27 protein-coding genes are annotated in these 20,265 nt (G+C 67.4%); 6 read left to right on the top strand and 21 right to left on the bottom strand.

The annotated features are described in order from the left end of the window. Positions 1–2: 2 nt before the first annotated feature. The 12 genes from ACGFZ3_RS01325 to ACGFZ3_RS01380 all read right to left on the bottom strand — a co-directional run bounded on the left by ACGFZ3_RS01325 (position 3) and on the right by ACGFZ3_RS01380 (position 8,396). Positions 3–272, bottom strand: a complete 270-nt coding sequence (locus ACGFZ3_RS01325; protein WP_392915355.1) for an HPr family phosphocarrier protein — start codon at positions 270–272, stop codon at positions 3–5. Next, a complete protein-coding gene (locus ACGFZ3_RS01330; RefSeq protein ID WP_068849788.1) occupies positions 265–657 on the bottom strand; it encodes a PTS sugar transporter subunit IIA in 393 nt (130 codons plus the stop codon). Before ACGFZ3_RS01330 ends, ACGFZ3_RS01325 begins: the two co-directional genes overlap by 8 nt. A 74-nt stretch (positions 658–731) precedes the next feature. Further along, positions 732–1,619, bottom strand: coding sequence for an RNase adapter RapZ (gene rapZ / locus ACGFZ3_RS01335; RefSeq protein WP_392915359.1), 888 nt, complete (start codon positions 1,617–1,619; stop codon positions 732–734). Continuing rightward, the gene (gene hprK / locus ACGFZ3_RS01340) at positions 1,616–2,566 is read right to left on the bottom strand and encodes an HPr(Ser) kinase/phosphatase (RefSeq protein WP_068849794.1); all 951 of its coding nucleotides are present in this window, start codon (positions 2,564–2,566) and stop codon (positions 1,616–1,618) included. Before hprK ends, rapZ begins: the two co-directional genes overlap by 4 nt. Next, entirely contained in the window at positions 2,563–3,015 is a 453-nt protein-coding gene (locus ACGFZ3_RS01345) for a PTS sugar transporter subunit IIA (protein WP_282246203.1), read from the bottom strand. The genes hprK and ACGFZ3_RS01345 overlap by 4 nt, the downstream gene beginning before the upstream one ends. A gap of 20 nt (positions 3,016–3,035) precedes the next feature. Then, positions 3,036–3,359, bottom strand: a complete 324-nt coding sequence (gene hpf / locus ACGFZ3_RS01350; protein WP_068849799.1) for a ribosome hibernation-promoting factor, HPF/YfiA family — start codon at positions 3,357–3,359, stop codon at positions 3,036–3,038. A 56-nt stretch (positions 3,360–3,415) separates the two neighbouring features. Beyond that, on the bottom strand, positions 3,416–4,861 hold the full coding sequence (locus ACGFZ3_RS01355; RefSeq protein ID WP_392915365.1) for an RNA polymerase factor sigma-54: 1,446 nt from the start codon (positions 4,859–4,861) through the stop codon (positions 3,416–3,418). Positions 4,862–4,902: 41 nt separating this feature from the next. Beyond that, positions 4,903–5,622, bottom strand: coding sequence for an LPS export ABC transporter ATP-binding protein (gene lptB / locus ACGFZ3_RS01360; RefSeq protein WP_392915368.1), 720 nt, complete (start codon positions 5,620–5,622; stop codon positions 4,903–4,905). Continuing rightward, positions 5,622–6,182, bottom strand: coding sequence for a lipopolysaccharide transport periplasmic protein LptA (gene lptA / locus ACGFZ3_RS01365; protein ID WP_392915371.1), 561 nt, complete (start codon positions 6,180–6,182; stop codon positions 5,622–5,624). Before lptA ends, lptB begins: the two co-directional genes overlap by 1 nt. 65 nt (positions 6,183–6,247) lie before the next feature. Beyond that, positions 6,248–6,808: an LPS export ABC transporter periplasmic protein LptC gene (lptC, locus tag ACGFZ3_RS01370; protein ID WP_392915374.1), complete on the bottom strand. Its 561-nt coding sequence runs from the start codon at positions 6,806–6,808 to the stop codon at positions 6,248–6,250. Next, positions 6,805–7,353, bottom strand: coding sequence for a KdsC family phosphatase (locus tag ACGFZ3_RS01375; protein ID WP_392915377.1), 549 nt, complete (start codon positions 7,351–7,353; stop codon positions 6,805–6,807). The genes lptC and ACGFZ3_RS01375 overlap by 4 nt, the downstream gene beginning before the upstream one ends. Positions 7,354–7,394: 41 nt before the next feature. After that, positions 7,395–8,396 (bottom strand): KpsF/GutQ family sugar-phosphate isomerase, encoded by a 1,002-nt coding sequence (locus ACGFZ3_RS01380; RefSeq protein WP_392915380.1) that lies wholly within the window; start codon positions 8,394–8,396, stop codon positions 7,395–7,397. 53 nt (positions 8,397–8,449) lie between these two features. Here ACGFZ3_RS01380 and ACGFZ3_RS01385 point away from each other — a divergent pair, with 53 nt between their 5' ends. From ACGFZ3_RS01385 to ACGFZ3_RS01395, 3 genes are read left to right on the top strand one after another with little or no spacing between them, the layout of a single operon-like run. After that, a complete protein-coding gene (locus tag ACGFZ3_RS01385; RefSeq protein WP_392915382.1) occupies positions 8,450–8,683 on the top strand; it encodes a BolA family protein in 234 nt (77 codons plus the stop codon). 57 nt (positions 8,684–8,740) lie between these two features. Next, on the top strand, positions 8,741–10,012 hold the full coding sequence (gene murA / locus ACGFZ3_RS01390) for a UDP-N-acetylglucosamine 1-carboxyvinyltransferase (RefSeq protein ID WP_095363733.1): 1,272 nt from the start codon (positions 8,741–8,743) through the stop codon (positions 10,010–10,012). Next, a complete protein-coding gene (locus ACGFZ3_RS01395; RefSeq protein WP_392915385.1) occupies positions 10,009–10,320 on the top strand; it encodes an EF-hand domain-containing protein in 312 nt (103 codons plus the stop codon). Before murA ends, ACGFZ3_RS01395 begins: the two co-directional genes overlap by 4 nt. Positions 10,321–10,444: 124 nt before the next feature. Here ACGFZ3_RS01395 and ACGFZ3_RS01400 read toward each other — a convergent pair whose 3' ends face one another. The 7 genes from ACGFZ3_RS01400 to purM all read right to left on the bottom strand — a co-directional run bounded on the left by ACGFZ3_RS01400 (position 10,445) and on the right by purM (position 15,242). After that, positions 10,445–11,128, bottom strand: coding sequence for a DUF3108 domain-containing protein (locus ACGFZ3_RS01400; protein ID WP_392915388.1), 684 nt, complete (start codon positions 11,126–11,128; stop codon positions 10,445–10,447). A 2-nt stretch (positions 11,129–11,130) separates the two neighbouring features. Then, positions 11,131–11,910, bottom strand: coding sequence for a DUF3108 domain-containing protein (locus ACGFZ3_RS01405; protein WP_392915391.1), 780 nt, complete (start codon positions 11,908–11,910; stop codon positions 11,131–11,133). 67 nt (positions 11,911–11,977) lie between these two features. Then, entirely contained in the window at positions 11,978–12,637 is a 660-nt protein-coding gene (gene purN / locus ACGFZ3_RS01410) for a phosphoribosylglycinamide formyltransferase (protein WP_392915394.1), read from the bottom strand. Then, complete coding sequence (locus ACGFZ3_RS01415) at positions 12,634–13,245, bottom strand: DUF2238 domain-containing protein (RefSeq protein WP_392917519.1); 612 nt, start codon at positions 13,243–13,245, stop codon at positions 12,634–12,636. Before ACGFZ3_RS01415 ends, purN begins: the two co-directional genes overlap by 4 nt. A gap of 47 nt (positions 13,246–13,292) precedes the next feature. Further along, entirely contained in the window at positions 13,293–13,730 is a 438-nt protein-coding gene (locus ACGFZ3_RS01420; protein ID WP_392915397.1) for a hypothetical protein, read from the bottom strand. Between the two features lie 9 nt (positions 13,731–13,739). Continuing rightward, positions 13,740–14,198: a hypothetical protein gene (locus ACGFZ3_RS01425; protein WP_392915400.1), complete on the bottom strand. Its 459-nt coding sequence runs from the start codon at positions 14,196–14,198 to the stop codon at positions 13,740–13,742. A gap of 18 nt (positions 14,199–14,216) precedes the next feature. Continuing rightward, the gene (gene purM / locus ACGFZ3_RS01430; protein WP_392917521.1) at positions 14,217–15,242 is read right to left on the bottom strand and encodes a phosphoribosylformylglycinamidine cyclo-ligase; all 1,026 of its coding nucleotides are present in this window, start codon (positions 15,240–15,242) and stop codon (positions 14,217–14,219) included. 138 nt (positions 15,243–15,380) lie between these two features. Between purM and ACGFZ3_RS01435 the strand changes: the two genes are divergently transcribed. From ACGFZ3_RS01435 to hda, 3 genes are read left to right on the top strand one after another with little or no spacing between them, the layout of a single operon-like run. Then, positions 15,381–16,505, top strand: coding sequence for a DUF2066 domain-containing protein (locus ACGFZ3_RS01435; RefSeq protein ID WP_392915403.1), 1,125 nt, complete (start codon positions 15,381–15,383; stop codon positions 16,503–16,505). Beyond that, positions 16,502–17,671: an AI-2E family transporter gene (locus ACGFZ3_RS01440; RefSeq protein WP_392915405.1), complete on the top strand. Its 1,170-nt coding sequence runs from the start codon at positions 16,502–16,504 to the stop codon at positions 17,669–17,671. The genes ACGFZ3_RS01435 and ACGFZ3_RS01440 overlap by 4 nt, the downstream gene beginning before the upstream one ends. Further along, on the top strand, positions 17,668–18,378 hold the full coding sequence (gene hda, locus ACGFZ3_RS01445) for a DnaA regulatory inactivator Hda (RefSeq protein WP_392915408.1): 711 nt from the start codon (positions 17,668–17,670) through the stop codon (positions 18,376–18,378). The genes ACGFZ3_RS01440 and hda overlap by 4 nt, the downstream gene beginning before the upstream one ends. A 151-nt stretch (positions 18,379–18,529) precedes the next feature. Here hda and murU read toward each other — a convergent pair whose 3' ends face one another. Together murU and ACGFZ3_RS01455 are read right to left on the bottom strand one after the other, a co-directional pair. Continuing rightward, the gene (gene murU, locus ACGFZ3_RS01450) at positions 18,530–19,231 is read right to left on the bottom strand and encodes an N-acetylmuramate alpha-1-phosphate uridylyltransferase MurU (protein WP_392915412.1); all 702 of its coding nucleotides are present in this window, start codon (positions 19,229–19,231) and stop codon (positions 18,530–18,532) included. Beyond that, positions 19,228–20,253, bottom strand: a complete 1,026-nt coding sequence (locus ACGFZ3_RS01455; protein WP_392915415.1) for an aminoglycoside phosphotransferase family protein — start codon at positions 20,251–20,253, stop codon at positions 19,228–19,230. Before ACGFZ3_RS01455 ends, murU begins: the two co-directional genes overlap by 4 nt. Positions 20,254–20,265 lie beyond the last annotated feature (12 nt).

The following is a 20,265-nucleotide window of genomic DNA, read 5'->3' on the forward strand; positions in this document are numbered from 1 at the left end:
GCTCAGCTGTCCTCGTCGAAGCGTCGCTCGAACAGGGCCACCACGTCATCCATGGCGGCCGCTTCGTCTTCGCCGCTGATGCGCACGGTGACGGGAGTGCCCTGGGCGGCGGCAAGCAGCATCACACCCATGATGCTCTTGGCGTTGACCTCGCGGCCACGCGCTATCAGGGTGACGTTGCTCTTGTACGCGGACAGCAGCTGCACCAGCTTTGCAGTGGCGCGGGCATGCAGGCCCAGGCGGTTGGATACGGTGAGTTCACGTTCAAGCATCGTCGACAATCGCTCCATTGCGAGTGCCCGCCGCCGCAGTGGCGGGCAGTTGATCCAGTCCCTGTTCCGGATAATTCATCACTCGCAACAACATCGGCAGGCTCAGCGCCGAGACCCGGCGTGCCGGGGTGCCCAGGCGGGCCAGCTGCGCTGCCAGATTGCTCGGGCTGGCGCCATACAGGTCGGTCAGGATCAAAACGCCCTCACCACTGTCGACCCGCCGCAGGGCGGCCGAGGCGAGCGGGAGCAGGGCATCCATGTCTGCGTCGAACGGTACTTCGAAAGCTTCGGTCTTCAGCGGCAGGTGCCGCAGGAGCCGGGTCGCCACGTCCAGCAGGGACGTACCGACGCCGGGATGCGTTACAAGGAGAATGCCACAGGTCATTGCCGAACGTTAACATCCCAAGATGAATTGGGGATACACCCGTTTGCAACGGACCGTTGGTCCGTTGGCCGTGATCAATCCAGCTCGCGGTGGAACGTGGCCACTTCCGGCCAGCCCTGGTCACGGGCGTGCCGGGCCAGCCGCTCGGCCAGGTATACCGAGCGATGCTTGCCGCCGGTGCAGCCAAAGGCCACGGTGACGTAGCTGCGGGTGTCGTTGCCCAGCCGCGGCAGCCAGGTATCGAGGAAATCCACCAGCTGCTCCACGTATTTCTGCACGTCCGGCTGGGTATCCAGATAATCGCGTACCGGCGCCTCGCGGCCCGACATCGGCCGCAGCTCCGGATTCCAATGCGGGTTCGGAAGGACCCGGGCGTCGAACACGAAGTCGGCCTCGGCCGGCACGCCGCGCTTGTAGGCGAACGATTCAAACAGCAGCGACAGCTTGTTGCCGTGGCTCAGGGCGAACTCGGTCACCACCCTGCGGCGCAGCTGATGCACGTTGAGGGCGGTGGTGTCGATCACCGCATCGGCGGCGCGGCGCAGTGGCGCGGTCAGTTCGCGCTCGCGTGCGATCGCTTCGGGCAGGGACAGTCCCAGCTGGCTGAGCGGGTGGCGGCGGCGGGTGTCGGCGTAGCGTTTGAGCAGGGCCTCATCGGTGGCATCGAAGAACAGCAGCTGCGCGTCGAGCCCGGCCGCCTTGGCGTCTTCGCGCCAGTGCGAGAGCTGGCTCAGGTCGCTCTGGCCCCGCACGTCGATGCCCACCGCCAGCCGGCGCGGGGCGGCGGCATCGTGGCCGGCCAGCAGGCTGCGCACGAAGTCCGGCAGCAGGTTGATCGGCAGGTTGTCCGAGCAGTAATAGTCGAGGTCTTCGAAGGTCTTCAACGCCACCGTCTTGCCGGAGCCGGACAGCCCGCTGACGATGATCAGGGTGGCGGCGGTGGGTTCGGCGGCGGCGTTCATGGGGTGCGGCGTTCCAGCAGGTTGCTGTGGCGGGCGATGAACATCGCGGCCGGGTCGATGCCCTTGGTGCGCAGGATGTGCAGCCGGGTGGCCGCCTCGGTCAGCACCGAGAGGTTGCGGCCGGGCATCACCGGCAGGGTGATCAGCGGCACGTCCAGGTCCAGCACGTGGCGGGTGCCGGAATCGCCGGTCAGGCGCTCGTAACCATGGGGGGTGGGTTCGGTCATGGGCTTGGTCAGGTGCACGATGAGCCGAAGGTACTTGTTCTTCTTTACCGCTGTGTCACCGAACATCTCGCGCACGTTGAGCACGCCCAGCCCGCGCACTTCCAGCAGGTCCTGCAGCAGCTCGGGGCAGGTGCCGTCGAGCACGTCCGGGGCGATCTGGGTGAATTCGGGGGCGTCGTCGGCTACGAGGCGGTGGCCGCGGCTGAGCAGCTCCAGTGCCAGTTCGCTCTTGCCCGAGCCCGCTTCGCCGGTGATCAGCACGCCGATGGAGTAGATCTCCATGAATACGCCGTGCAGGATCACCCGTGGCGCCAGGGTCCGGGCCAGGTGGTAGGAGAGGTGGTTGAGCAGTTCATGGCCGCGCTTGGGCGAGATCCACAGCGGGGTCTGCGATTCGTCGGCTGCCGCGCGCAGGTCTTCCGGGCACGGCTGGTTGCGGGTGATCACCAGCGCCAGCGGGTGCGACTGCATGATCCGTTCGATGGTTTCCCAGCGCTGGCGCGAATCCAGCGAATCCAGCCAGGACAGCTCCTCGGTGCCCAGGATCTGCACCTTGTTGGGGTAGATCGCGTTGAGATAACCGGCCAGCGACGGGCGCCGCGAGACCGTGTTGCCGGCCTCCAGTTCGCGCCGCTCGCCTTTCTGCCCGGCCACCCAGCGCAGGCTCAGACGGTCACGCTGCTGTTCGAACAGTTCACGCGCGGTGATGCTGGTATTCATGCGGCACTCGCCGGCGGGGGGAATTCGATCACCTGGCGCAGTGCCGCCGCATCGCGCGCTTCGCGCAGCGCCTGGCGGATGGCCGGCTCGGAAAACAGCTCGGCCAGCTCGGACAGCAGCATCAGGTGTTGATGGGTGTAATGGCTGGGCACAGCGATGGCGAACACCAGGTCCACCGGTTCATCGCCGCCGAAGTCCACCGGCGTCTCCAGCCGCAGCAGCGCCCCGCGGGGGCGTTCCAGCAGTGGCGCGCGGCCGTGCGGAATGGCGATGCCGTGGCCGATCGCGGTGCTGCCCAGGGTCTCGCGCTCGCGCAGGTTCGTGTAGAGCAGTTCGGCATTGGCTTCGCGGCAGGCCAGCAGCCGGGCGGCCGCCTTGAGGACACTGTCGCGGTCGGCGGCCGGCAGCACCTGGGTGCGCACGGCCGCCAGTAGATCAGTCAAAGGCATGGAAAAGGGGAAGCGGGGCGTCAGGCGTCATTGTCGCCCAAGGGAGCCGGAACCGGGGCATGCTGGTGCTTTTTCTCCTTGTGCTTGATCACCAGCCGATCCAGCTTGTCGGCGAGCACATCGATGGCCGCATACATGGTCTGGCCGTTGGCCTCGGCGTGGAGGGTCTGGCCTGGGATGTTCACGCTGGCGTCGACGTGGTGGTCGGGCTTCTGAAGCTTCAGTGTGACCCGCGCGTCGCAATGCTGATCGAAGTGCTTGCCGATCCGGGCCAGCTTCTCCTCTACGTAGGAATGCAGGGCCGGGGTGACTTCGACATCTTTGCCAAACGTTTCGATGCGCATCGGGTTTCTCCTTTGTTCGGATGAGCCAATGAACCTTGCCGCCAGGCGTGTGAGCGTCAGGCGATGCGTACTCGTTCGTGCGAGGCGGAAATGTTCATGGCTTCACGATACTTCGCCACGGTGCGGCGCGCCACCGGTATTCCGGAGGTCTTGAGCAGGTCAGCCAGCTTGGCGTCAGAAAGCGGCTTGCGCGGGTTCTCGTCGTCGATCAGGCGCCGGATCATGGCCTGGATGGCGGTGCTGGACGCCTCGCCGCCGCTGTCGGTGTCGATCCCCGAGGCGAAGAAGGCGCGCAGCGCCAGGGTGCCGCGCGGGGTGCGCACGTACTTGCGGGCGATGGCCCGGGAAATGGTCGACTCGTGCAGGCCCAGCTCCGCGGCGACCTCGCGCAGGGTCAGCGGCCGCAACGCCTGCGCGCCGAACTCCAGGAAGGCGGCCTGCTGCTGCAGCAGGCAGCGCATGACCCGGAGCAGGGTCTCGCCACGGGCCTCCAGGCCCTTGAGCAGCCAGCGCGCCTCCTGCAGGTGGGTGCGCAGGTAGCCGGCGTCACTTTCGCCACAGCGGCGGATCATCTGCTCATAGCCGCGGTGGATGACCACCTTGGGCCCGGCATGGCCGGCCAGGGCGGCCCGCCAGCTGCCGTTCTGGCGCCAGACCACGCAGTCGGGCACCACGTAGCTGTCGTGGGCCAGCTCGCCGATCTGGGTGCCCGGGCGCGGGTCCAGCGAGCGCAGCAGCTGCACGGCGATGTCCACCGCCTGCACCGGCTCGCGCAGTTCATGGGCCATCCCGGCCACGCCGCTGCGCGGCAGGCGCTCCAGCGGGCCGTCGGCAATGCGCCGGGCCAGGGCCAGGCCGGGGGTCTGCGGGTCGAGCACGTCCAGCTGCAGCTGCAGGCATTCGCCCAGGCTGCGCGCGCCCACCCCGATCGGGTCGAAGCGCTGGATCTGGTGCAGCACGGTGAGGATTTCGGCTTCGTCGGCATGAATGGCCGGAAGCAGGGTTTCGGCGATGGCCGACAGTGGTTCGCGCAGGTAACCGTCGTCCTCGAAGGCGTCGATCAGCGCAGCGCCGATGCTGCGGTCACGCCGCGACAGGTGCGACAGATGGAGCTGCCACAACAGGTGATCGGCCAGGCTTTCGGTTTCGGCCACGCGTTCGGCGGCGCTGCCGTTGTCATCATCGTCGAACGAACCGCCGCTGCTGCCGCTGCTCCAGTCGCCTTCGCCCGGTGCCCAGTCGTCGGCACCGGAGAGGGCGGAGTCGCTGTCGCCGCCAGCATCGCGTTCGGCTGCCTCGGGCGGGCGCTCGTCGCTGTCCGGTGCGGCATCCAGGGTCGGTTCGGCATTTTCGGCCCAATCCAGCAGCGGGTTGGTTTCCACCGCCTCGGCGATTTCCAGTTCCAGTTCGGCGCTGGACATCTGCAACAGCTTGATGGCCTGACGCAGCTGCGGCGTCATGACCAGTTGTTGTCCCAGCGATGTCTGCAGCCGTGCTTTCATGCCTGTGCCGAACGGAGGGAAGGCGCTGCAGCGGCCGGCGGTCAGAGCTTGAAGGTCTCTCCAAGGTACACGCGGCGGACGTCTGCGTTTTCCAGGATCGCGTCTGGTGACCCCTGCGCCAGCACGCTGCCTTCGTTGAGGATATACGCGCGGTCGCAGATTCCCAAGGTTTCGCGCACATTGTGGTCGGTGATCAGCACCCCGATGCCACGCTGCTTGAGGTGGGTGACGATGCGCTGGATCTCACCCACCGAGATCGGGTCGACGCCGGCAAACGGCTCATCGAGCAGGATCAGGCGCGGCTTGGCGGCCAGCGCACGGGCGATTTCACAGCGGCGGCGTTCGCCACCGGACAGGCTGGCGCCCAGCTGGTCGGCCACGTGATTGATCTGCAGCTCGTCCAGCAGCGAATTCAGCTCCTTTTCGCGCCCGGCCTTGTCCAGGTCCTCGCGCAGTTCAAGCACCAGGCGCAGGTTGTCGGCCACGGTCAGCTTGCGGAATACCGACGGCTCCTGCGGCAGGTAGCCCACGCCCTGCTTGGCGCGGGTGTACATGGGGTCGGCGGTGATGTCCTTGCCGTCCAGCACGATGCTGCCGGCGTCGGCTTCGACCAGGCCCACGATCATGTAGAAGCAGGTGGTCTTGCCGGCACCGTTGGGGCCGAGCAGGCCCACCACTTCACCGGCTTCCAGGGTCAGCCCGAATTCCTTGACGACTTCGCGCTGCTTGTAGCGCTTGCGCAGACCTTTGGCGACGAGCATTACTTCCTGCTCCCGGCGGTGGGGACGGTGGCCTTGGCCGGGGCAGCGGCCGGCTTGGCGGCCGGGGCGGCACCCTTGTTCTTGGGCGGGATGACGGTGCGCACGCGCTGACCGTCGCCGCCGCTGTTCATCTGGCCGGTGGCGGTGTTGTAGGTCATCGTGCCACCCGAATTGGTGCCCTGCGCGCTCTTGACCGTGTAGTTGCCAGTGAGCACGATGATTTCCTTCTTGATGTCGTAGTCGATCTTGTCGGCCTGGGCTTCCATCCAGGTGCCGTCATCCAGCTGCTGTTTCATCTTGGCCTGCTTGCCGGTGAACACCGCACGCACCGCTTCACCGTCCTTCATGTGGATGTCGGCCTGGGCGGAGCGGATGTCGAGCGTGCCCTGGGTGATGGTGACGCCGCCCGACAGGGTGGTGACGCCATCGCCGACCAGCGTTCCGGACTGTGCGCCGGCGTCGATGGTCATTTCCTGGTTGCGGTCGGAGGTCTTGGCCTGCACGCCGACGGCGGGCACCATCAGGCTGAGGGCGAGTGCAACAGCGTGGAGGGTTTTCATGACGTGGGGCTTTCCTGCCAGATTCGGGGAGACGGCCAGGGCCGTTGTTGAAGTGTGGTGGCGCATCACTGACGGGGCGTGTAACGGCTCTTGACCTGGCTCAGGAACTGGTAGGTCTTGTCGCTGGAGTTCAGCGCGAAGCCGACGCCGGACTGGACCATGCCCGGTCGGGTCAGGGTCACCAGACCGTCGGAGGTGGCGCGGTTTTCCTTCGGGAACACGTCCAGCTGCTCGGTGCGGAACGTGGTCGGTGGAATGCTGGGCACGCGCGGGCTGTCGCCGCTGACGTTGCCGGTCAGCCGCAGCTTGTCGCCGGTGGCGCTGACCCAGCCGGTGTCGCTGCGAAGTTCCCAGTGGTTGCCGTCGCGGTCGGGCAGCAGGAACAGCGGGGTCTGGATGGTCATGGTCTCGTCGCTGCGGGTGCGTTCCAGCAGCGGCGCGCGCAGGGTCGTCGATTCGCGGCCCTGTTCGTCCAGCGCGATGATCTGGAAATCGTGCAGCACGTAATCCTTGCTGGCATCGTCGCCAGCGACGATCTCGGCCTTGTCGCGATTGCGCAGCAGCGACCAGCCGCTCAGCAGTGCGGCGACCAGCAGCAGGCCACCCAGTGCGGTTCGCCAGTTCATGCCCCGAACCCCGCCAGGACCGCATCCACGTGGCCTTGGGCGGCCAGCAGCACGTCGCACAGCTCACGCGCCGCACCCCGGCCACCATCGGCACGCGTCTGCCAGTGCACGCGCTCGGCAATCCAGGGGTGGGCATTGGCCGGCGCCACCGCCAGCCCGACCGCGCACAGCGGGGCCAGGTCGGGCAGGTCGTCGCCCATGAAGGCGACCTGGTCCAGGCCGATGCCGTGCTGGTCGCACAGGGCGCGCACGCTGGCGAGCTTGTCACCGACCGCGATCTGGGTGTCGATCCCCAGGTCCGCGCCGCGCTTCTGCGCCGACAGGCTGTTGCGCGCGGTGATCAGCACGGGGTGGATGCCGTGCCGCTGCAGCAGTTTCAGGCCAAGTCCGTCCTGCACGTAATACGCCTTGCTCTCGTTGCCGTCCCGGTCGTAGTAGAGCCGACCGTCGGTGAGTGTGCCGTCCACGTCGAAACAGGCCAGCCGGATACGACCGGCAACGGCATGCAGGTGGGACGGGAAACCGGGCAACGGGGAGTAGGGCATCAGGAGTGCGGGTCAGCTGAATGGAGGAGTGTCACTGTGGTTTAAACCACCCGGGCCCGCAACAGGTCATGAATGTTGAGCGCGCCCACCGCGCGGCCCTCGCCATCGACCACGATCAGGCCGTTGATCTGCTGGGTTTCCATGACCCGTGCGGCTTCGACGGCCAGCTGGTCGGCGCCGATGGTGCGCGGGGTGCGGGTCATCACATCGACAATGCGCGCGCTGCGCACGTCCAGGTCGCTGTCCAGGGCGCGGCGCAGGTCGCCGTCGGTGAACAGGCCCACCAGGCGCTGGCCGGCATCGACCACGGCGGTCATGCCCAGCCGCTTGCGGCTCATTTCCACCAGCGCCTCGCTCAGGCTGGCGTTCTCGCCCACCTGGGGCAGCTCATCGCCGCTGTGCATCACATCGGTGATGTGCAGCAGCAGGCGCCGGCCCAGGCTGCCGGCCGGGTGCGAGCGGGCGAAGTCATCGGCGGTGAAGCCGCGCGCGTCCAGCAGAGCCACGGCCAAGGCATCGCCCATCGCCAGCGAGGCGGTGGTGCTGGAGGTCGGGGCCAGCGCAAGCGGGCAGGCTTCGGCCGGCACGCTCACGTCCAGGTGGACGTCGGCGGCCTGCGCCAGCGAGGAACCGGGGCGGCCGGTCATGGCGATCAGCCGGTTGCCCTGGCGCTTGAGCACCGGCAGCAGCATCAGCACTTCGTCCGATTCGCCCGAATAGGACAGGGCCAGCACCACGTCGGCCTCGGTGATCATGCCCAGGTCGCCGTGGCCGGCCTCACCGGGGTGCACATAGAACGCCGGGGTGCCGGTGGAGGCCAGCGTGGCGGCGATCTTGCGGGCCACATGCCCGGATTTGCCCATGCCGGTGGCTACCACCCTGCCGCGGCTTTCCAGCACCAGCTGGCAGGCCTGGCTGAACCCGTCGCCCAGGCGTTCGGCTACTGCCGCAAGGGCATCGCGCTCGATCTCGAACACGCGGCGGCCGCTGGCAACCAGCGCGGCCGGGTCGGCCGATGAGGGGGGCAGGGGCGATACAGCCATGCGGGCGCCACGCGGAAGAGTAGAATGAGCGCTCATTTTATTAGGAAAGCCCGTTGGACGCCGAGACCATCCGCAAATTGATCGAAGACGGCCTGCCGGGCGCCCGCGCGGACGTGCAGGGTGATGACGGCGTGCATTTCGAGGCCACCGTGGTCTGTGACGCCTTTGCCGGCAAAATGCCGCTGGCGCGCCATCGGATGGTCTATGCCACCCTGGGCGATCGGATGGGCGGGGCGATCCACGCGCTGGCGCTGAAGACCGTTACCCAGGCTGAAGCCAATCGGTAAGCCGACCAACGGTCGGCTTCTACCGGACACCTTTTTTCTCCTTATTTCCCGGATTCCATGGCCAAGATCGTAGTGACCGGCGGCAAGCCGCTGCACGGTGAAGTGAACATTTCCGGCGCCAAGAACGCCGTCCTCCCCATCCTGTGCGCGACCCTGCTCGCCGACGCGCCGGTGGAAATCACCAACGTGCCGCACCTGCACGACGTGGTGACCACGGTGAAGCTGCTCAGCGAGCTGGGTGCCAAGGTCACCATCGACCAGGGCACGCTGTCGCGCGGCAGCGCGATCGTGGTCGACCCGCGCCCGGTCAACCAGCATGTGGCGCCGTATGAGCTGGTGCGCACCATGCGCGCTTCGATCCTGGTGCTGGGCCCGCTGCTGGCCCGCTTCGGTGCGGCCGAAGTGTCGCTGCCCGGCGGCTGCGCGATCGGGTCGCGCCCGGTCGACCAGCACATCAAGGGGCTGCAGGCGCTGGGTGCGGAGATCGTGGTCGAGAACGGCTTCATCAAGGCCCACGCCAAGCGCCTGAAGGGCGCGCACTTCACCTTCGACATGGTCAGCGTGACCGGCACCGAGAACGTGCTGATGGCCGCCGTGCTGGCCGAAGGCACCACGGTGCTGGACAACGCGGCGATGGAACCGGAAGTCACCGACCTGGCGCACTGCCTGATCGCGCTGGGCGCGAAGATCGAAGGCCTGGGCACCGCCCGCCTGGTGATCGAAGGCGTCGAGCGCCTGTCCGGCGGCCGCCATGAAGTGCTGCCCGACCGCATCGAAACCGGTACCTTCCTGGTGGCCGCGGCGATGACCGGCGGCAAGGTCACGGTCAACCGCGCCCGCCCGAACACGATGGATGCGGTGCTGGCCAAGCTGGTCGAAGCCGGTGCGAAGATCGACACCACCGACGACAGCATCACCCTGGACATGCAGGGCAAGCGCCCGCGCGCGGTCAACCTGACCACCGCGCCGTACCCGGCGTTCCCCACCGACATGCAGGCGCAGTTCATGGCGCTCAACTGCGTGGCCGATGGCGTGGGCGTGATCAATGAAACGATCTTCGAAAACCGTTTCATGCACGTCAACGAACTGCTGCGCCTGGGCGCGGACATCCAGGTCGAAGGCCACACCGCAATTGTGCGCGGCGCGGAACAGCTCAGCGGCGCGCCGGTGATGGCCACCGACCTGCGCGCGTCGGCCTCGCTGATCCTGGCCGGGCTGATGGCCGACGGTGATACCACCATCGACCGCATCTACCACCTGGACCGCGGCTACGAGAACATCGAAGAGAAGCTGTCGTCGCTGGGCGCCACCATCCGGCGCATCGCATGATCCTGCGCGGCCAGTTCACCCGTCGCCGCAAGGCGCTGCTGATCCTGGTGCTGGTGGTGCTGGGCTGGCTGGGCTACGCCTGGTATGCCGACATCGCCATCACCCAGGGCCTGGAACAGCAGGACATGGACTGGGACGGCGATGGCGCGGTCAGCCGCACCGAGGTGCTGCAGGCGTTCTACGCGGTCGGGGTGACCACCAGTGTGGAAGGCAACCGCCATTGCCGTTCGTTCTACTGGCGCAAGACCGGTGAGCAGATCCGCGTGGACTGCAAGACGGTGTTCCAGGCCGAAACGCCGGCAAAATAAAAAAAAACGCCCGCATCGCGGGCGTTTTTTTGTGTATCGACCAACGGTCGATACCTACCGCCGATACCACCGGCCTGTATCAATGCCGGCGGTAGGTACCGACCGTTGGTCGGTACCGGGTGCATCATTTGAATGACTTGATGGTCAGGTCCAGCGCGTCCCTGCCGCCCTCGCGCTGCAGCAGCCGCGCCGGTACCGGGAAGTCCTTGACCACCCAGGCGATCAGTTCCTTGTTGCCGTCCACTCGTGACACCTTGGTGGCGTCGTAGGCCTTGCCGCCTACATTGACCTGCTCCTTGCCGATCACCTTGTAGGTCATCGGCTTGACCCGGCCTTCGTCGACCATGCGGTAGGTCAGCGGCTTGCCGGCGGCCAGGTCGCGGGCGATGGCCAGATTGATCAGCAGCGCGTCCATGTCGCCCGTTTTCAGGGTTACCGGTCCGGCACGGTCGGGCTTGATGTCGCCGGTCCAGGTCGCCTGGTTCTTCGTCCAGTCGTAGTTGGCCTGCACGTTGCGCTTCTTCACCAGCAGCACCGAGCTGTCCTTGCTGCTGAGCGGGCGCAGGCGGCCATTGGCCTCTTCAAACACGGTGTTCTGGCTGAGCGTGGCCATCGGGCTGCGCACGTCCAGGCTGTACGTCCATGTGTTGCCGTCGGCCTTGGCCAGGGTCATCGTGCCCGGGGCCTGCACGCCCATGTAGTTGGCCTGGTACTGCGCGGTGAACGGCTCCATCGCCGTGGCCGGCAGGCTGATGACGGCCAGGGCGCCGGCGGCGAGCCAGGTCAGCGGGCGGGTCGGAATGCTCATGCTCAAACTCCTTGGTATTCGATCAGGCGCAGATCGATCCGATCCTGACCGTCTTCGCGTTGCAGGATGCGCACCGGGGTGGGAACCCCATTGGCGATCCAGAGGATGGTTTCATCGTTGCCGCCGTTGGTGCGGTACACCCGCAGCGCGTTGTAGGACAGCTCGCCGACCTCGACGTTCTCGGTGGCGGATGCGGCCTGGTAGTCATGCTGGCGCACCCTGCCCATATCCGCATAACGGTAATGCATCTGCCCGCCCGGGCGCGCATCGCGCATGATCGCAAGATTCAGCAGCAATGCGCTCTGGTCGCCGGGCTGCAGCGGAACCGGCTGGGTGCGTTCCTTCTTCAGGTCGCCCACCCACTGTGCGGTACCGGCCTTCCAGTCATAGGTGCCGGTGACCTTCTTGCCGAGGAACAGGCCCTTGCGCACCGTCGCCTGGCTCAGCGGCACATAGGTGGTGCCGTGCTTCTCGAACACGGTGCTCTGTTCCAGGTTCAGGCCCAGCACGCTGGCAAAGCCGCGCCGGCCCACCACCTGCATGTCCACGCGCCACTGGTCGCCACCGGTATGGGTGACGCGCATGGTCGCATCGCCCGCTTCCTTGCCCTTGTACAGGGCCTGGTAGGTGGCCGTGAACGGCTCCAGCGGCGGCGCCTCCCAGGCACTGGGCGGTGGCAGCACCGGCAGGTCCGGCGGGGTGGGTTCCTGCGCCTGCGCGATCGCCACCGTGCACAGCAGGGAGGCAAGCAGCACCAGCGGTTTGGACAGAATGGTTTTCATGCGCGCGCGGAAGCGGGGGAAGGAGGAGGATGCCAGCGGCCGGGTCAGCGGCGCGTGTGCGCCGCCGTCAGGGGGTCAGCTGTCCGGCGCAATCTAGGCGCATGGGACTGAACAGGGGGTGGCCGTCAACGACCAGCTGACCGTCGCGTTCAGCTACCCGGCCGGCCACCAGCCACTGCAGGCTGGCGATCAGCAGCGGATGCTCCACCGCCAGCACGCGCTGGGCGAGCTGTTCGACGCTGTCGCCGGGCAGGACCGGCACCCGCGCCTGGGCCAGCACCGTGCCCGCATCCAGTTCGGGCACCACGAAGTGCACGCTGGCCCCGGCTTCGGCATCGCCGGCCTCCAGCGCGCGGGCGTGGGTGTGCAGGCCTTTGTATAGCGGGAGCAGCGACGGATGGATATTGACCAGCCGGCCGGCAAAACGCTGCACGAAGGCTTCGCCGAGGATGCGCATGTAACCGGCGCAGACCACCCAGTCCGGGGCAAAGGCGGCCAGCGCATCGCCAAGCGCGGCATCGAACGCGGCGCGGTCGGCGAACTCCTTGGGCGAACGCGCCCAGCGCTGCCCGGGCGCGACCTTATGCAGGGCCGAGGCGTCGGGCTTGTCCGACAGCACCGCCACCACCTCGGCGTCGAGCGTACCGGCGGCGATCGCATCGAGGATCGCCTGCAGGTTGCTGCCACGGCCGGAGGCCAGCACCGCGATGCGGCTGGGTGAACTCATTTCAGTACGTTCCGCTTCAGCAGCGGCCAGGTGAGCAGCGCGCCCACCGTGGCGAGCAGCATGTCCGCATGCGCGTCCCACAGGTCGCCCTGCTGGCCGTTGTACGACTCGGCCGCTTCGGGTGACAACATCAGGGCAATGCCCCATTCGAACCATTCGTAGACCAGGCTCGAACACATCACAGCCATCACTGCCAGCGCGAAGGCCTGTCCGATACGCAGTGTGGGCCAGGCGTGGCGCGTCAGCTGGGTCAGTGCCGGGGTGAAGCAGATGCCGTACAACAGGTGGATCAGGCGGTCGAAGTGGTTGCGTTCCCAGCCGAAGGCCGCGTTCGGCGACCAGTGCACCGCGGCCTGCAGCCATGCGTCGTAGGGCACGTTGGAATACAGCCAGCGCGCGGCGATGCAGTGGATCGCAATGAAGCCGCAGACGGCCGCGAACGCGCCGCTGCCCAGCGTCCAGCGCCGGTCCACCCACCACAGCGCAACCAGACCGATCACGGTGAGGCTGCTGTGCAGCCCTTGTTCGACCGGCCACATCGGCTGGATCCAGGTCAGCGCGAACAGCGCGAGCACGCCGACGAACGCCGCCTTCTTGGCCGGCGTCATGCGTCGCGCGCGGGGCAGGCTGGACCCTGGCAGGAGACTGCCGTCGCTCATGCCGCAACCGTACCGTCGGAATCCCTGAAGCTGGCCACTACTTCCGGGCGCATCAGCACGATCAACGCGTACACGCCCAGCGCGATGCCGAGCGCGCCGGCCAGGCAGGCCGCACCGGCGGCAATTTTGCACAGCTTGTGCGAACGGCGCTCGGCCATGCGCCGCGCGCCTAGGATGTTCAAGGTACCCAGCCCGGCGAAGATCGCGCCGGCGCCGACCATGATCGCCGCCAGCAGCGCCGGCTGGGCGTTGGGGTTGGCGCTGTTGCTTTCGCTGATGTAGCCGCCGGCGGCGCCCAGCACCAGGATCGGCACCAGCAGCAGTTCCAGCGCGCCCAGGATGTAGAACAGGATCTTCAGCGTATGCAGGTGCGAGGCGACCTGATGCGGTGTCCAGCCGCGCGGGACGTTCAGCGGCGGGGGCGTGGAAGACATCGGCAGGCCTCAGGCGTGGGCAGTGGGAGAAGAATCGAAGGCAACCTTGACCGCCGGCCGCAGCAGTACGATCAGGGTGAACACGCCAAGCACCGTGCCGAGCGGCATCAATACGCAGGACAGCGCGGCCACGACCAGGCACAGCGTATGCCGCTGCTGGCGGGCCAGGCAGCGCCCGGCGTAGGCCATGAAGGCGGCCAGGGTCAGCCCGCACAGGATAAGGATCGAGCCGATCCCGATGAACAGCCAGCCGAACAGCCGGGTCTCATCAGGCGACGCCGTCCCGCCATTGCTCTCGATGGGCATCGCGCCGCTCAGCGCGGCGATGCCGATGCCTACATGGATCAGCGGAAACAGCGAGAACAGCGCGGTGAGCCCGGCCACCACATAGTGGAAGATCGACAACAGCCGCAGATGCGACGCGTCTTCCACGGTCAGCGAGGGGGCGGGCGGGAGCGGTGCGTCCATGCAGGTCTCCTTGAGCGGTCAGCCGATCCGCACGCGTTCGGCGCCGTTGGCCTGGGTGACCTTGCCGATGGTCCACTGCGCCAGGCCCTGGGCTTCGACGGCGGCGGTCACGCCAGCCACCTGGTCCGCGGCGACGATCAGCACGAAGCCGATGCCGCAGTTGAAGGTGCGCCACATTTCGCTGTCGGCCACTGCACCTTCACGCTGCAGCCACTGGAACACCGGCGGCAGGGTCCAGGACGACGCGTCGATGTCCAGGCCCAGGCCCTCGGGCACCACGCGGATGATGTTTTCGGTCAGGCCGCCACCGGTGATGTGGGCCATGCCGTGGATGGCTGCGCCGTGGCTCTTGAGCAGGGCCAGGATCGGCTTCACGTACAGGCGGGTCGGCGCCATCAGCGCATCGACCAGCTTGACCCCACCTTCCAGCTCCAGGTCGGCGGGGCGGCCGGCGCGGTCGTAGATGCGGCGGACCAGCGAGTAGCCATTGGAATGCGGGCCGGAGGAGGCGATGCCGATCAGCACGTCGCCTTCGGCGACGCTGGCGCCGTCCTTCAGCTCGCTCTTTTCCACACCGGCCACGGTGAAGCCGGCCAGGTCGTATTCGCCCGGGGCGTACATGTCGGGCATCTCAGCGGTTTCGCCGCCGATCAGCGCGCAGCCCGCCTCGGTGCAGCCGTTGGCGATGCCGCCCACGACCGCCGCGGCAGTGTCGATGTCCAGCTTGCCGGTGGCGAAATAGTCCAGGAAGAACAACGGCTCGGCGCCCTGCACCAGCACGTCGTTCACGCACATGGCGACCAGGTCGATGCCGATCGTGTCGTGGCGGCCCAGCTGTTGTGCCAGCTTCAGCTTGGTGCCCACGCCGTCCGTACCCGAGACCAGCACCGGCTCGCGGTACTTGCTGGACAGGTCGAACAGGGCACCGAACCCACCCAGGCCACCCATCACCTCGGGCCGGAAGCTGCGCTTCACCAGCGGTTTGATGCGCTCGACCAGTTCATTGCCCGCGTCGATGTCGACGCCGGCGTCGCGGTAGGTCAGGGGGGAGGGGTTGGACGGGGAATTGGTCACGGGCGTCGGCGCTGCGCTGGGGTGAAAGCGGGATTTTAACAGGCCACGTTGGCGCGCAGGCCCTATTCGGGCAACAATTCCCCCCGGATACGCTCAATGGAAGTCCTGATGCGCCGCAGCCTCTTTGTAATGATGTTCCTCGCGCTGTGCCTGCCGGTGGCCACGATGGCCCAGAGCGGCCTGCGTACCGAAGGCGACGTGGCCACGGCCAGCGGGGCCTACGAGGCCGAAGTGCCGGTCAACAGCCAGGGCGAGTCCGATCGCAATGGCGCCCTGGCCCGCGCGCTGGGCAACGTGCTGACCAAGCTGTCGGGCGACCGCAGCGTGCTGTCCCGCCCTGGCGTGATGCAGGCCCTGCGCGATGCGAAGAACTACGTGGTCAGCTATGACTACCGCCAGGACCAGAGCACCTCGGCCAGCGGCGCCCCCAGCTACCGCACCATGCTGGTGGCCCGGTTCCGCCAGGACGACGTGGACGGACTGATTTCCGCACTGGGCCTGCCGGTGTGGCCGCAGCCGCGGCCCAAGCCGGTGGTCTGGCTGGCCATCGATGATGGGTCCGGCCCCCGCCTGGTGACCGTGCAGCAGGCCAATGCGGCACGGCCGTTGCTGAATCGCGCCATCGAACGCGGCTACAAGCTCGGCCTGCCCACCGGCAGCGCCGCAGAGCAGGCCGTGGTCGGCTCGATCTGGCGCCAGGACACCGCCGCCGTGGCCCGCGCCTCCTCGCGCTACGCCCCGCCGATGCAGCTGGTCGGCAAGCTCTACCGCGACACCACCGGCGGCTGGGTGGCCGACTGGGTGTTCGTGGATGGCGGCAAGGAGCTGAACAAGTGGACGGTGAAGGACAGCGACGCCCGCCGCGCCATGTCCAGCGGCGCCGACGGTGCGGCTGACGCGCTGGTCAAGCGCTACGCCAAGGCCGGTGCGGCTACCGGAGCGGCCGGCACCTACACCATCGCTGTGATCGGCGTCGACAGCGCAGAGGACTACATGCGCCTGGCCGCCGGCCTGCGCGAGAACCCGGTGGTGCGCAACATCACGCCGCTGCGCGCCTCGGGCAACCGTCTGGAGCTGTCGCTGGACATGACCGCCGGCCTGGCCGGGTTGAACCGCATGCTGGGCGAGAACGGGGTGATCGTGCCGCTGGCCCCGCTGCCGGTACCGATCGACGAGGACGCCGCTCCCGGCACCCCGCCACCGCCCGCCAGCAACGAGTACCGTCTGCGATGACCCTCACCCCGGAAGCCGAGATCGCGCAGTTCCTGCGCCGCGTCAAGTACATCCTGTTCGCGCTGGCGGTAGGTTGGGTGGTGTGGCTGTTGGCCCCGATCCTGACCCCGTTCGTGCTCGCGCTGGCGCTGGCCTGGCTGGGCGATCCGCTGGTGGACCGCATCGAAGCCAACGGCCGCTCGCGCAACACCGGCGTGGTGCTGGTGTTCGTGGCAATGGTGCTGGTCATCACCGCCGCGCTGCTGATCCTGGTGCCTATGATCGAACGTCAGATCTCCACCCTGATCGCGGCCATTCCCCAGGCCCAGCAATGGCTGATGGAGAAGGGCATTCCGTGGTTCGAGCAGAAGACCGGCATGGAAATCATGCCCTGGCTGGAACCAGACCGCCTGATCGAGTGGGTGCGCAGCCACTGGGAACAGGCCGGCGGCTTCGCCAAGACCTTCTTCGGTTACGTATCGCGCTCGGGCTTTGCGATGGTGACCTGGGTGGTCAACATCCTGCTGCTGCCGATCCTGGCCTTCTACTTCCTGCGCGACTGGGACAAGCTGGTCGAGCGCGTTGCTTCGACCATTCCACGCAACCACGTGGGCACCATCACCAAGCTGGCGCGGGAATCCAATGAAGTGCTCGGCGCGTTCATCCGTGGCCAGTTCCTGGTGATGGTCGCGCTCGGCCTGATCTATGCCATCGGACTGTCGCTGGTCGGCCTGAAACTGGGCCTGTTGATCGGCCTGATCGCCGGCCTGATCAGCTTCATTCCGTACCTGGGTGCCACCACCGGCATTGTCATGGCGGTGCTCGCCGCGCTGGTGCAGGCACAGGGCTTTGACCTGAAGCTGCTGATCCTGGTCGGCGTCGTGTTCACCGTGGGCCAGCTGCTGGAAAGCTACGTGCTCACCCCGCGCATTGTCGGCGACAAGATCGGCCTGCACCCGGTGGCGGTGATCTTCGCGGTGATGGCCGGTGGCCAGCTGTTCGGTTTCCTGGGCATGCTGCTGGCGTTGCCGGTGGCGGCGGTCAGCAATGTGCTGCTGCGCTATGCGCACCTGCGCTATCGCGAGAGTGAACTGTACGCCGGCGAAAAGACCACGATCGTGCTTGATCCGTACATCGAGAAGCCGGTCCTGATCGTCGACGCGCCCAAGGGCCCGGACCCGCAGTGAGCGTAGTGCCGCAGCTGCCGCTTGCCCTGCGTTACCCGCAGGACGAGCGGCTGGAGACCTTCATCGGTGCACCGGATGGTGCGCTGGCGCAGCTGCGCGCCATTGCCGTGGGCGAAGACCAGCAGTGGGTGTACCTCGAGGGCGCGACGGGCACCGGCAAGACCCACCAGGCTCTGGCGATGTGTTCGCTGGCCGAACAGGCCGGGCGGCAGCCGACCTACCTGCCGCTGAAGGCGGTGGCGGGTCGTACCCGCGCTGCGCTGGAATCGCTGGAAGGCCGCGATCTCGTGGCGCTGGATGGGCTGGATGCGGTGGCCGGCAACCGCGACGACGAGGTGGCGTTGTTCGATTTCCACAACCGCGCGCGCAGTGCTGGCGTCACTTTGCTGTATACCGCGCAGCACGCGCCCGACCAGCTGGGCCTGGTGCTGCCCGACCTGCGCTCGCGCCTGCAGCAGTGCGTGCGCGTGGTGCTGCAGCCGTTGGATGATGAAGGCCGCGCGGCCGTGCTGCGTGAGCGCGCGGCGCGGCGGGGGTTGTCGATTGATGAGGCCGCTATTGAGTGGTTGTTGACCCGCACCGGGCGGGAGCTGGGCAGCCTGGTGAGCCTGCTGGACTGGCTGGACCGGGAGTCGCTGGCTGCGCAGCGGCGCGTTACCGTGCCGTTCCTGCGGCAGGTGGTGGAAGAAGGCTCGCACCGGTTGTGAGGGTAGGCCGCTGGTAGGGTCGCATCCCAATCGACTGCACGTAACCGGGCAACGTTCTTTTGTGGCATGACCTCAAACGGCGTGGGCTTCGGCCGTGGTCATGCGTTCGCCGCGCCGATGGGCGTTGTCGGCGGTTGATTGGGATCCAACCCTACCGCAGGGATGCGTCCAAGGCCGCCAGACGTTCGGGTGTGCCTACATCGGTCCACTTTCCTTGATGATGCTGCCCGGTTACCCGGCCGTTTGCCATGGCGTGGCGCATCAGCGGGGCCAGACCGAACTGCGGCGGGTTCGCTGACGCGCCCTCCGTTGCACCGATCACCTCGCGCCATCCGTGCAGGATCGACGGGCGATACACGCCCACGCCGGCATAGGTCAGCCGCGGTGCATCGCCGTCATCACTGACCGTGCCATCCGCACGCAGGATGAAATCCCCGCGCGGGTGCTGCACCGGGTTGTCGACCAGCACCAGGTGCGCATCGCCCTGCGGCTGCCGAGGCAAGGTGCTGAAATCCACATCGGTCCACACATCGCCGTTGACCACCAGGAACGGTGCGTCACCCAGCAGCGGCAGCGCATTGAGGATGCCGCCACCGGTTTCCAGCGGGACCGTGCCTTCCTTGACGTAGCGCAGGCGCAGGCCCCAGCGATCCCCGTTGCCCAGCGCCGGTTCGAACTGATGGCCCAGCCACGAGGTGTTGATCACCACCTCGCTGAAACCGGCCGTGGCCAACCGTTCCAGGTGCCAGGCGATCAGCGGTTTGCCGCCTGCCACCAGCAACGGCTTGGGCGTGGTGAGCGTGAGCGGGCGCATGCGCTCGCCCTTGCCGGCGCTGAAGATGATCGCCTTCATGCGCGGCTGGATATCGGCAACGCCAGCGCGGCCATCGCCGGCTTGATCCGCTCCTGCAGCAGGGTGTTCAACCCGGCCAGTTCCGGATGGCGCGGCAGCACTTCATCCAGATAGCGGATGAAACGCGGTGCGTCGGCGAAATAGTGGCCCTTGCCGTCGCGGTCGCGCAGGCGCACGAACAGGCCCAGGATCTTCAGGTGGCGCTGCACGCCCATCCAGTCGGCATCGCGCAGGAACTGCGGCCATGGCCGCACCGGCAGCCCTGCCGCCTGCGCCTGCGCGTGGTAGCGGGCCAGCCAGGCGTCCACGCGTTCCAGCGGCCAGCTCAGGAACGCATCCTTGAACAGGCTCACCGGGTCGTAAGCGATCGGCCCGCGCACGAGGTCCTGGAAATCGAGCACGGCCGGGCCCGGTTCGGTCGGCATCAGGTTGCGCGGCATGAAATCGCGATGGGTAAGCACCTGCGGCTGCTGCAGGGCGTTGTCCATCAGCCGGCGATGGGCGAGCTGCAGTGTTTCCAGTTCGCCGCAGTCCAGCTGCAGGCCCAGGTGGCGTTGCAGGAACCACTCGTCGAACAATCCGGCGTCCCGCTGCAGCAGGGCTTCGCCGAACGCCCCCATGCCCTCGGGCACCGGGATCTGCTGCAGGCGGATCAGCTGCGCAAAGGCGGCATCGAACCACGCGTCTGCGTTGGCGTCATCGATGTGCCGGGCCAGGGTCGGGCCGCCAAGGTCCTCAAGCAGCAGCAACCCCTGTTCCTCGTCGCGGGCCAGTACCTGCGGCACGCGCACGCCGTTGGGTTCCAGCAGGTCATGCATGCGCAGCCACGGGCGCACGTCCTCCAGCCCGGGTGGCGAATCCATCACGATGTGGCTGCCGTGCACGCTGGTAGCGCGCCAGTAGCTGCGGAAACCGGCGTCCACTGACGCCCGGTCCAGGTGCAGGTCGGGGTCGCCCAGCGCGGCGCAGGTCCACTGCCGGCGAAGCTCGGCGCGCAGTGGGTCGGAAGCAGGATCGTTCATGGACAGGTACGT

The sequence above is a fragment of the Stenotrophomonas sp. NPDC047960 genome, assembly GCF_043204395.1.
GTDB lineage: Bacteria > Pseudomonadota > Gammaproteobacteria > Xanthomonadales > Xanthomonadaceae > Stenotrophomonas.

Excerpts from the sequence above, each read along its gene's own strand:
- ACGFZ3_RS01325 (WP_392915355.1), bottom strand. The coding sequence starts at position 272 with ATGCTTGAACGTGAACTCACCGTATCCAACCGCCTGGGCCTGCATGCC.
- ACGFZ3_RS01330 (WP_068849788.1), bottom strand. The coding sequence starts at position 657 with ATGACCTGTGGCATTCTCCTTGTAACGCATCCCGGCGTCGGTACGTCC.
- rapZ (WP_392915359.1), bottom strand. The coding sequence starts at position 1,619 with ATGAACGCCGCCGCCGAACCCACCGCCGCCACCCTGATCATCGTCAGC.
- hprK (WP_068849794.1), bottom strand. The coding sequence starts at position 2,566 with ATGAATACCAGCATCACCGCGCGTGAACTGTTCGAACAGCAGCGTGAC.
- ACGFZ3_RS01345 (WP_282246203.1), bottom strand. The coding sequence starts at position 3,015 with ATGCCTTTGACTGATCTACTGGCGGCCGTGCGCACCCAGGTGCTGCCG.
- hpf (WP_068849799.1), bottom strand. The coding sequence starts at position 3,359 with ATGCGCATCGAAACGTTTGGCAAAGATGTCGAAGTCACCCCGGCCCTG.
- ACGFZ3_RS01355 (WP_392915365.1), bottom strand. The coding sequence starts at position 4,861 with ATGAAAGCACGGCTGCAGACATCGCTGGGACAACAACTGGTCATGACG.
- lptB (WP_392915368.1), bottom strand. The coding sequence starts at position 5,622 with ATGCTCGTCGCCAAAGGTCTGCGCAAGCGCTACAAGCAGCGCGAAGTC.
- lptA (WP_392915371.1), bottom strand. The coding sequence starts at position 6,182 with ATGAAAACCCTCCACGCTGTTGCACTCGCCCTCAGCCTGATGGTGCCC.
- lptC (WP_392915374.1), bottom strand. The coding sequence starts at position 6,808 with ATGAACTGGCGAACCGCACTGGGTGGCCTGCTGCTGGTCGCCGCACTG.
- ACGFZ3_RS01375 (WP_392915377.1), bottom strand. The coding sequence starts at position 7,353 with ATGCCCTACTCCCCGTTGCCCGGTTTCCCGTCCCACCTGCATGCCGTT.
- ACGFZ3_RS01380 (WP_392915380.1), bottom strand. The coding sequence starts at position 8,396 with ATGGCTGTATCGCCCCTGCCCCCCTCATCGGCCGACCCGGCCGCGCTG.
- murA (WP_095363733.1), top strand. The coding sequence starts at position 8,741 with ATGGCCAAGATCGTAGTGACCGGCGGCAAGCCGCTGCACGGTGAAGTG.
- ACGFZ3_RS01395 (WP_392915385.1), top strand. The coding sequence starts at position 10,009 with ATGATCCTGCGCGGCCAGTTCACCCGTCGCCGCAAGGCGCTGCTGATC.
- ACGFZ3_RS01400 (WP_392915388.1), bottom strand. The coding sequence starts at position 11,128 with ATGAGCATTCCGACCCGCCCGCTGACCTGGCTCGCCGCCGGCGCCCTG.
- ACGFZ3_RS01405 (WP_392915391.1), bottom strand. The coding sequence starts at position 11,910 with ATGAAAACCATTCTGTCCAAACCGCTGGTGCTGCTTGCCTCCCTGCTG.
- purN (WP_392915394.1), bottom strand. The coding sequence starts at position 12,637 with ATGAGTTCACCCAGCCGCATCGCGGTGCTGGCCTCCGGCCGTGGCAGC.
- ACGFZ3_RS01415 (WP_392917519.1), bottom strand. The coding sequence starts at position 13,245 with ATGACGCCGGCCAAGAAGGCGGCGTTCGTCGGCGTGCTCGCGCTGTTC.
- ACGFZ3_RS01420 (WP_392915397.1), bottom strand. The coding sequence starts at position 13,730 with ATGTCTTCCACGCCCCCGCCGCTGAACGTCCCGCGCGGCTGGACACCG.
- ACGFZ3_RS01425 (WP_392915400.1), bottom strand. The coding sequence starts at position 14,198 with ATGGACGCACCGCTCCCGCCCGCCCCCTCGCTGACCGTGGAAGACGCG.
- ACGFZ3_RS01435 (WP_392915403.1), top strand. The coding sequence starts at position 15,381 with ATGCGCCGCAGCCTCTTTGTAATGATGTTCCTCGCGCTGTGCCTGCCG.
- ACGFZ3_RS01440 (WP_392915405.1), top strand. The coding sequence starts at position 16,502 with ATGACCCTCACCCCGGAAGCCGAGATCGCGCAGTTCCTGCGCCGCGTC.
- murU (WP_392915412.1), bottom strand. The coding sequence starts at position 19,231 with ATGAAGGCGATCATCTTCAGCGCCGGCAAGGGCGAGCGCATGCGCCCG.
- ACGFZ3_RS01455 (WP_392915415.1), bottom strand. The coding sequence starts at position 20,253 with ATGAACGATCCTGCTTCCGACCCACTGCGCGCCGAGCTTCGCCGGCAG.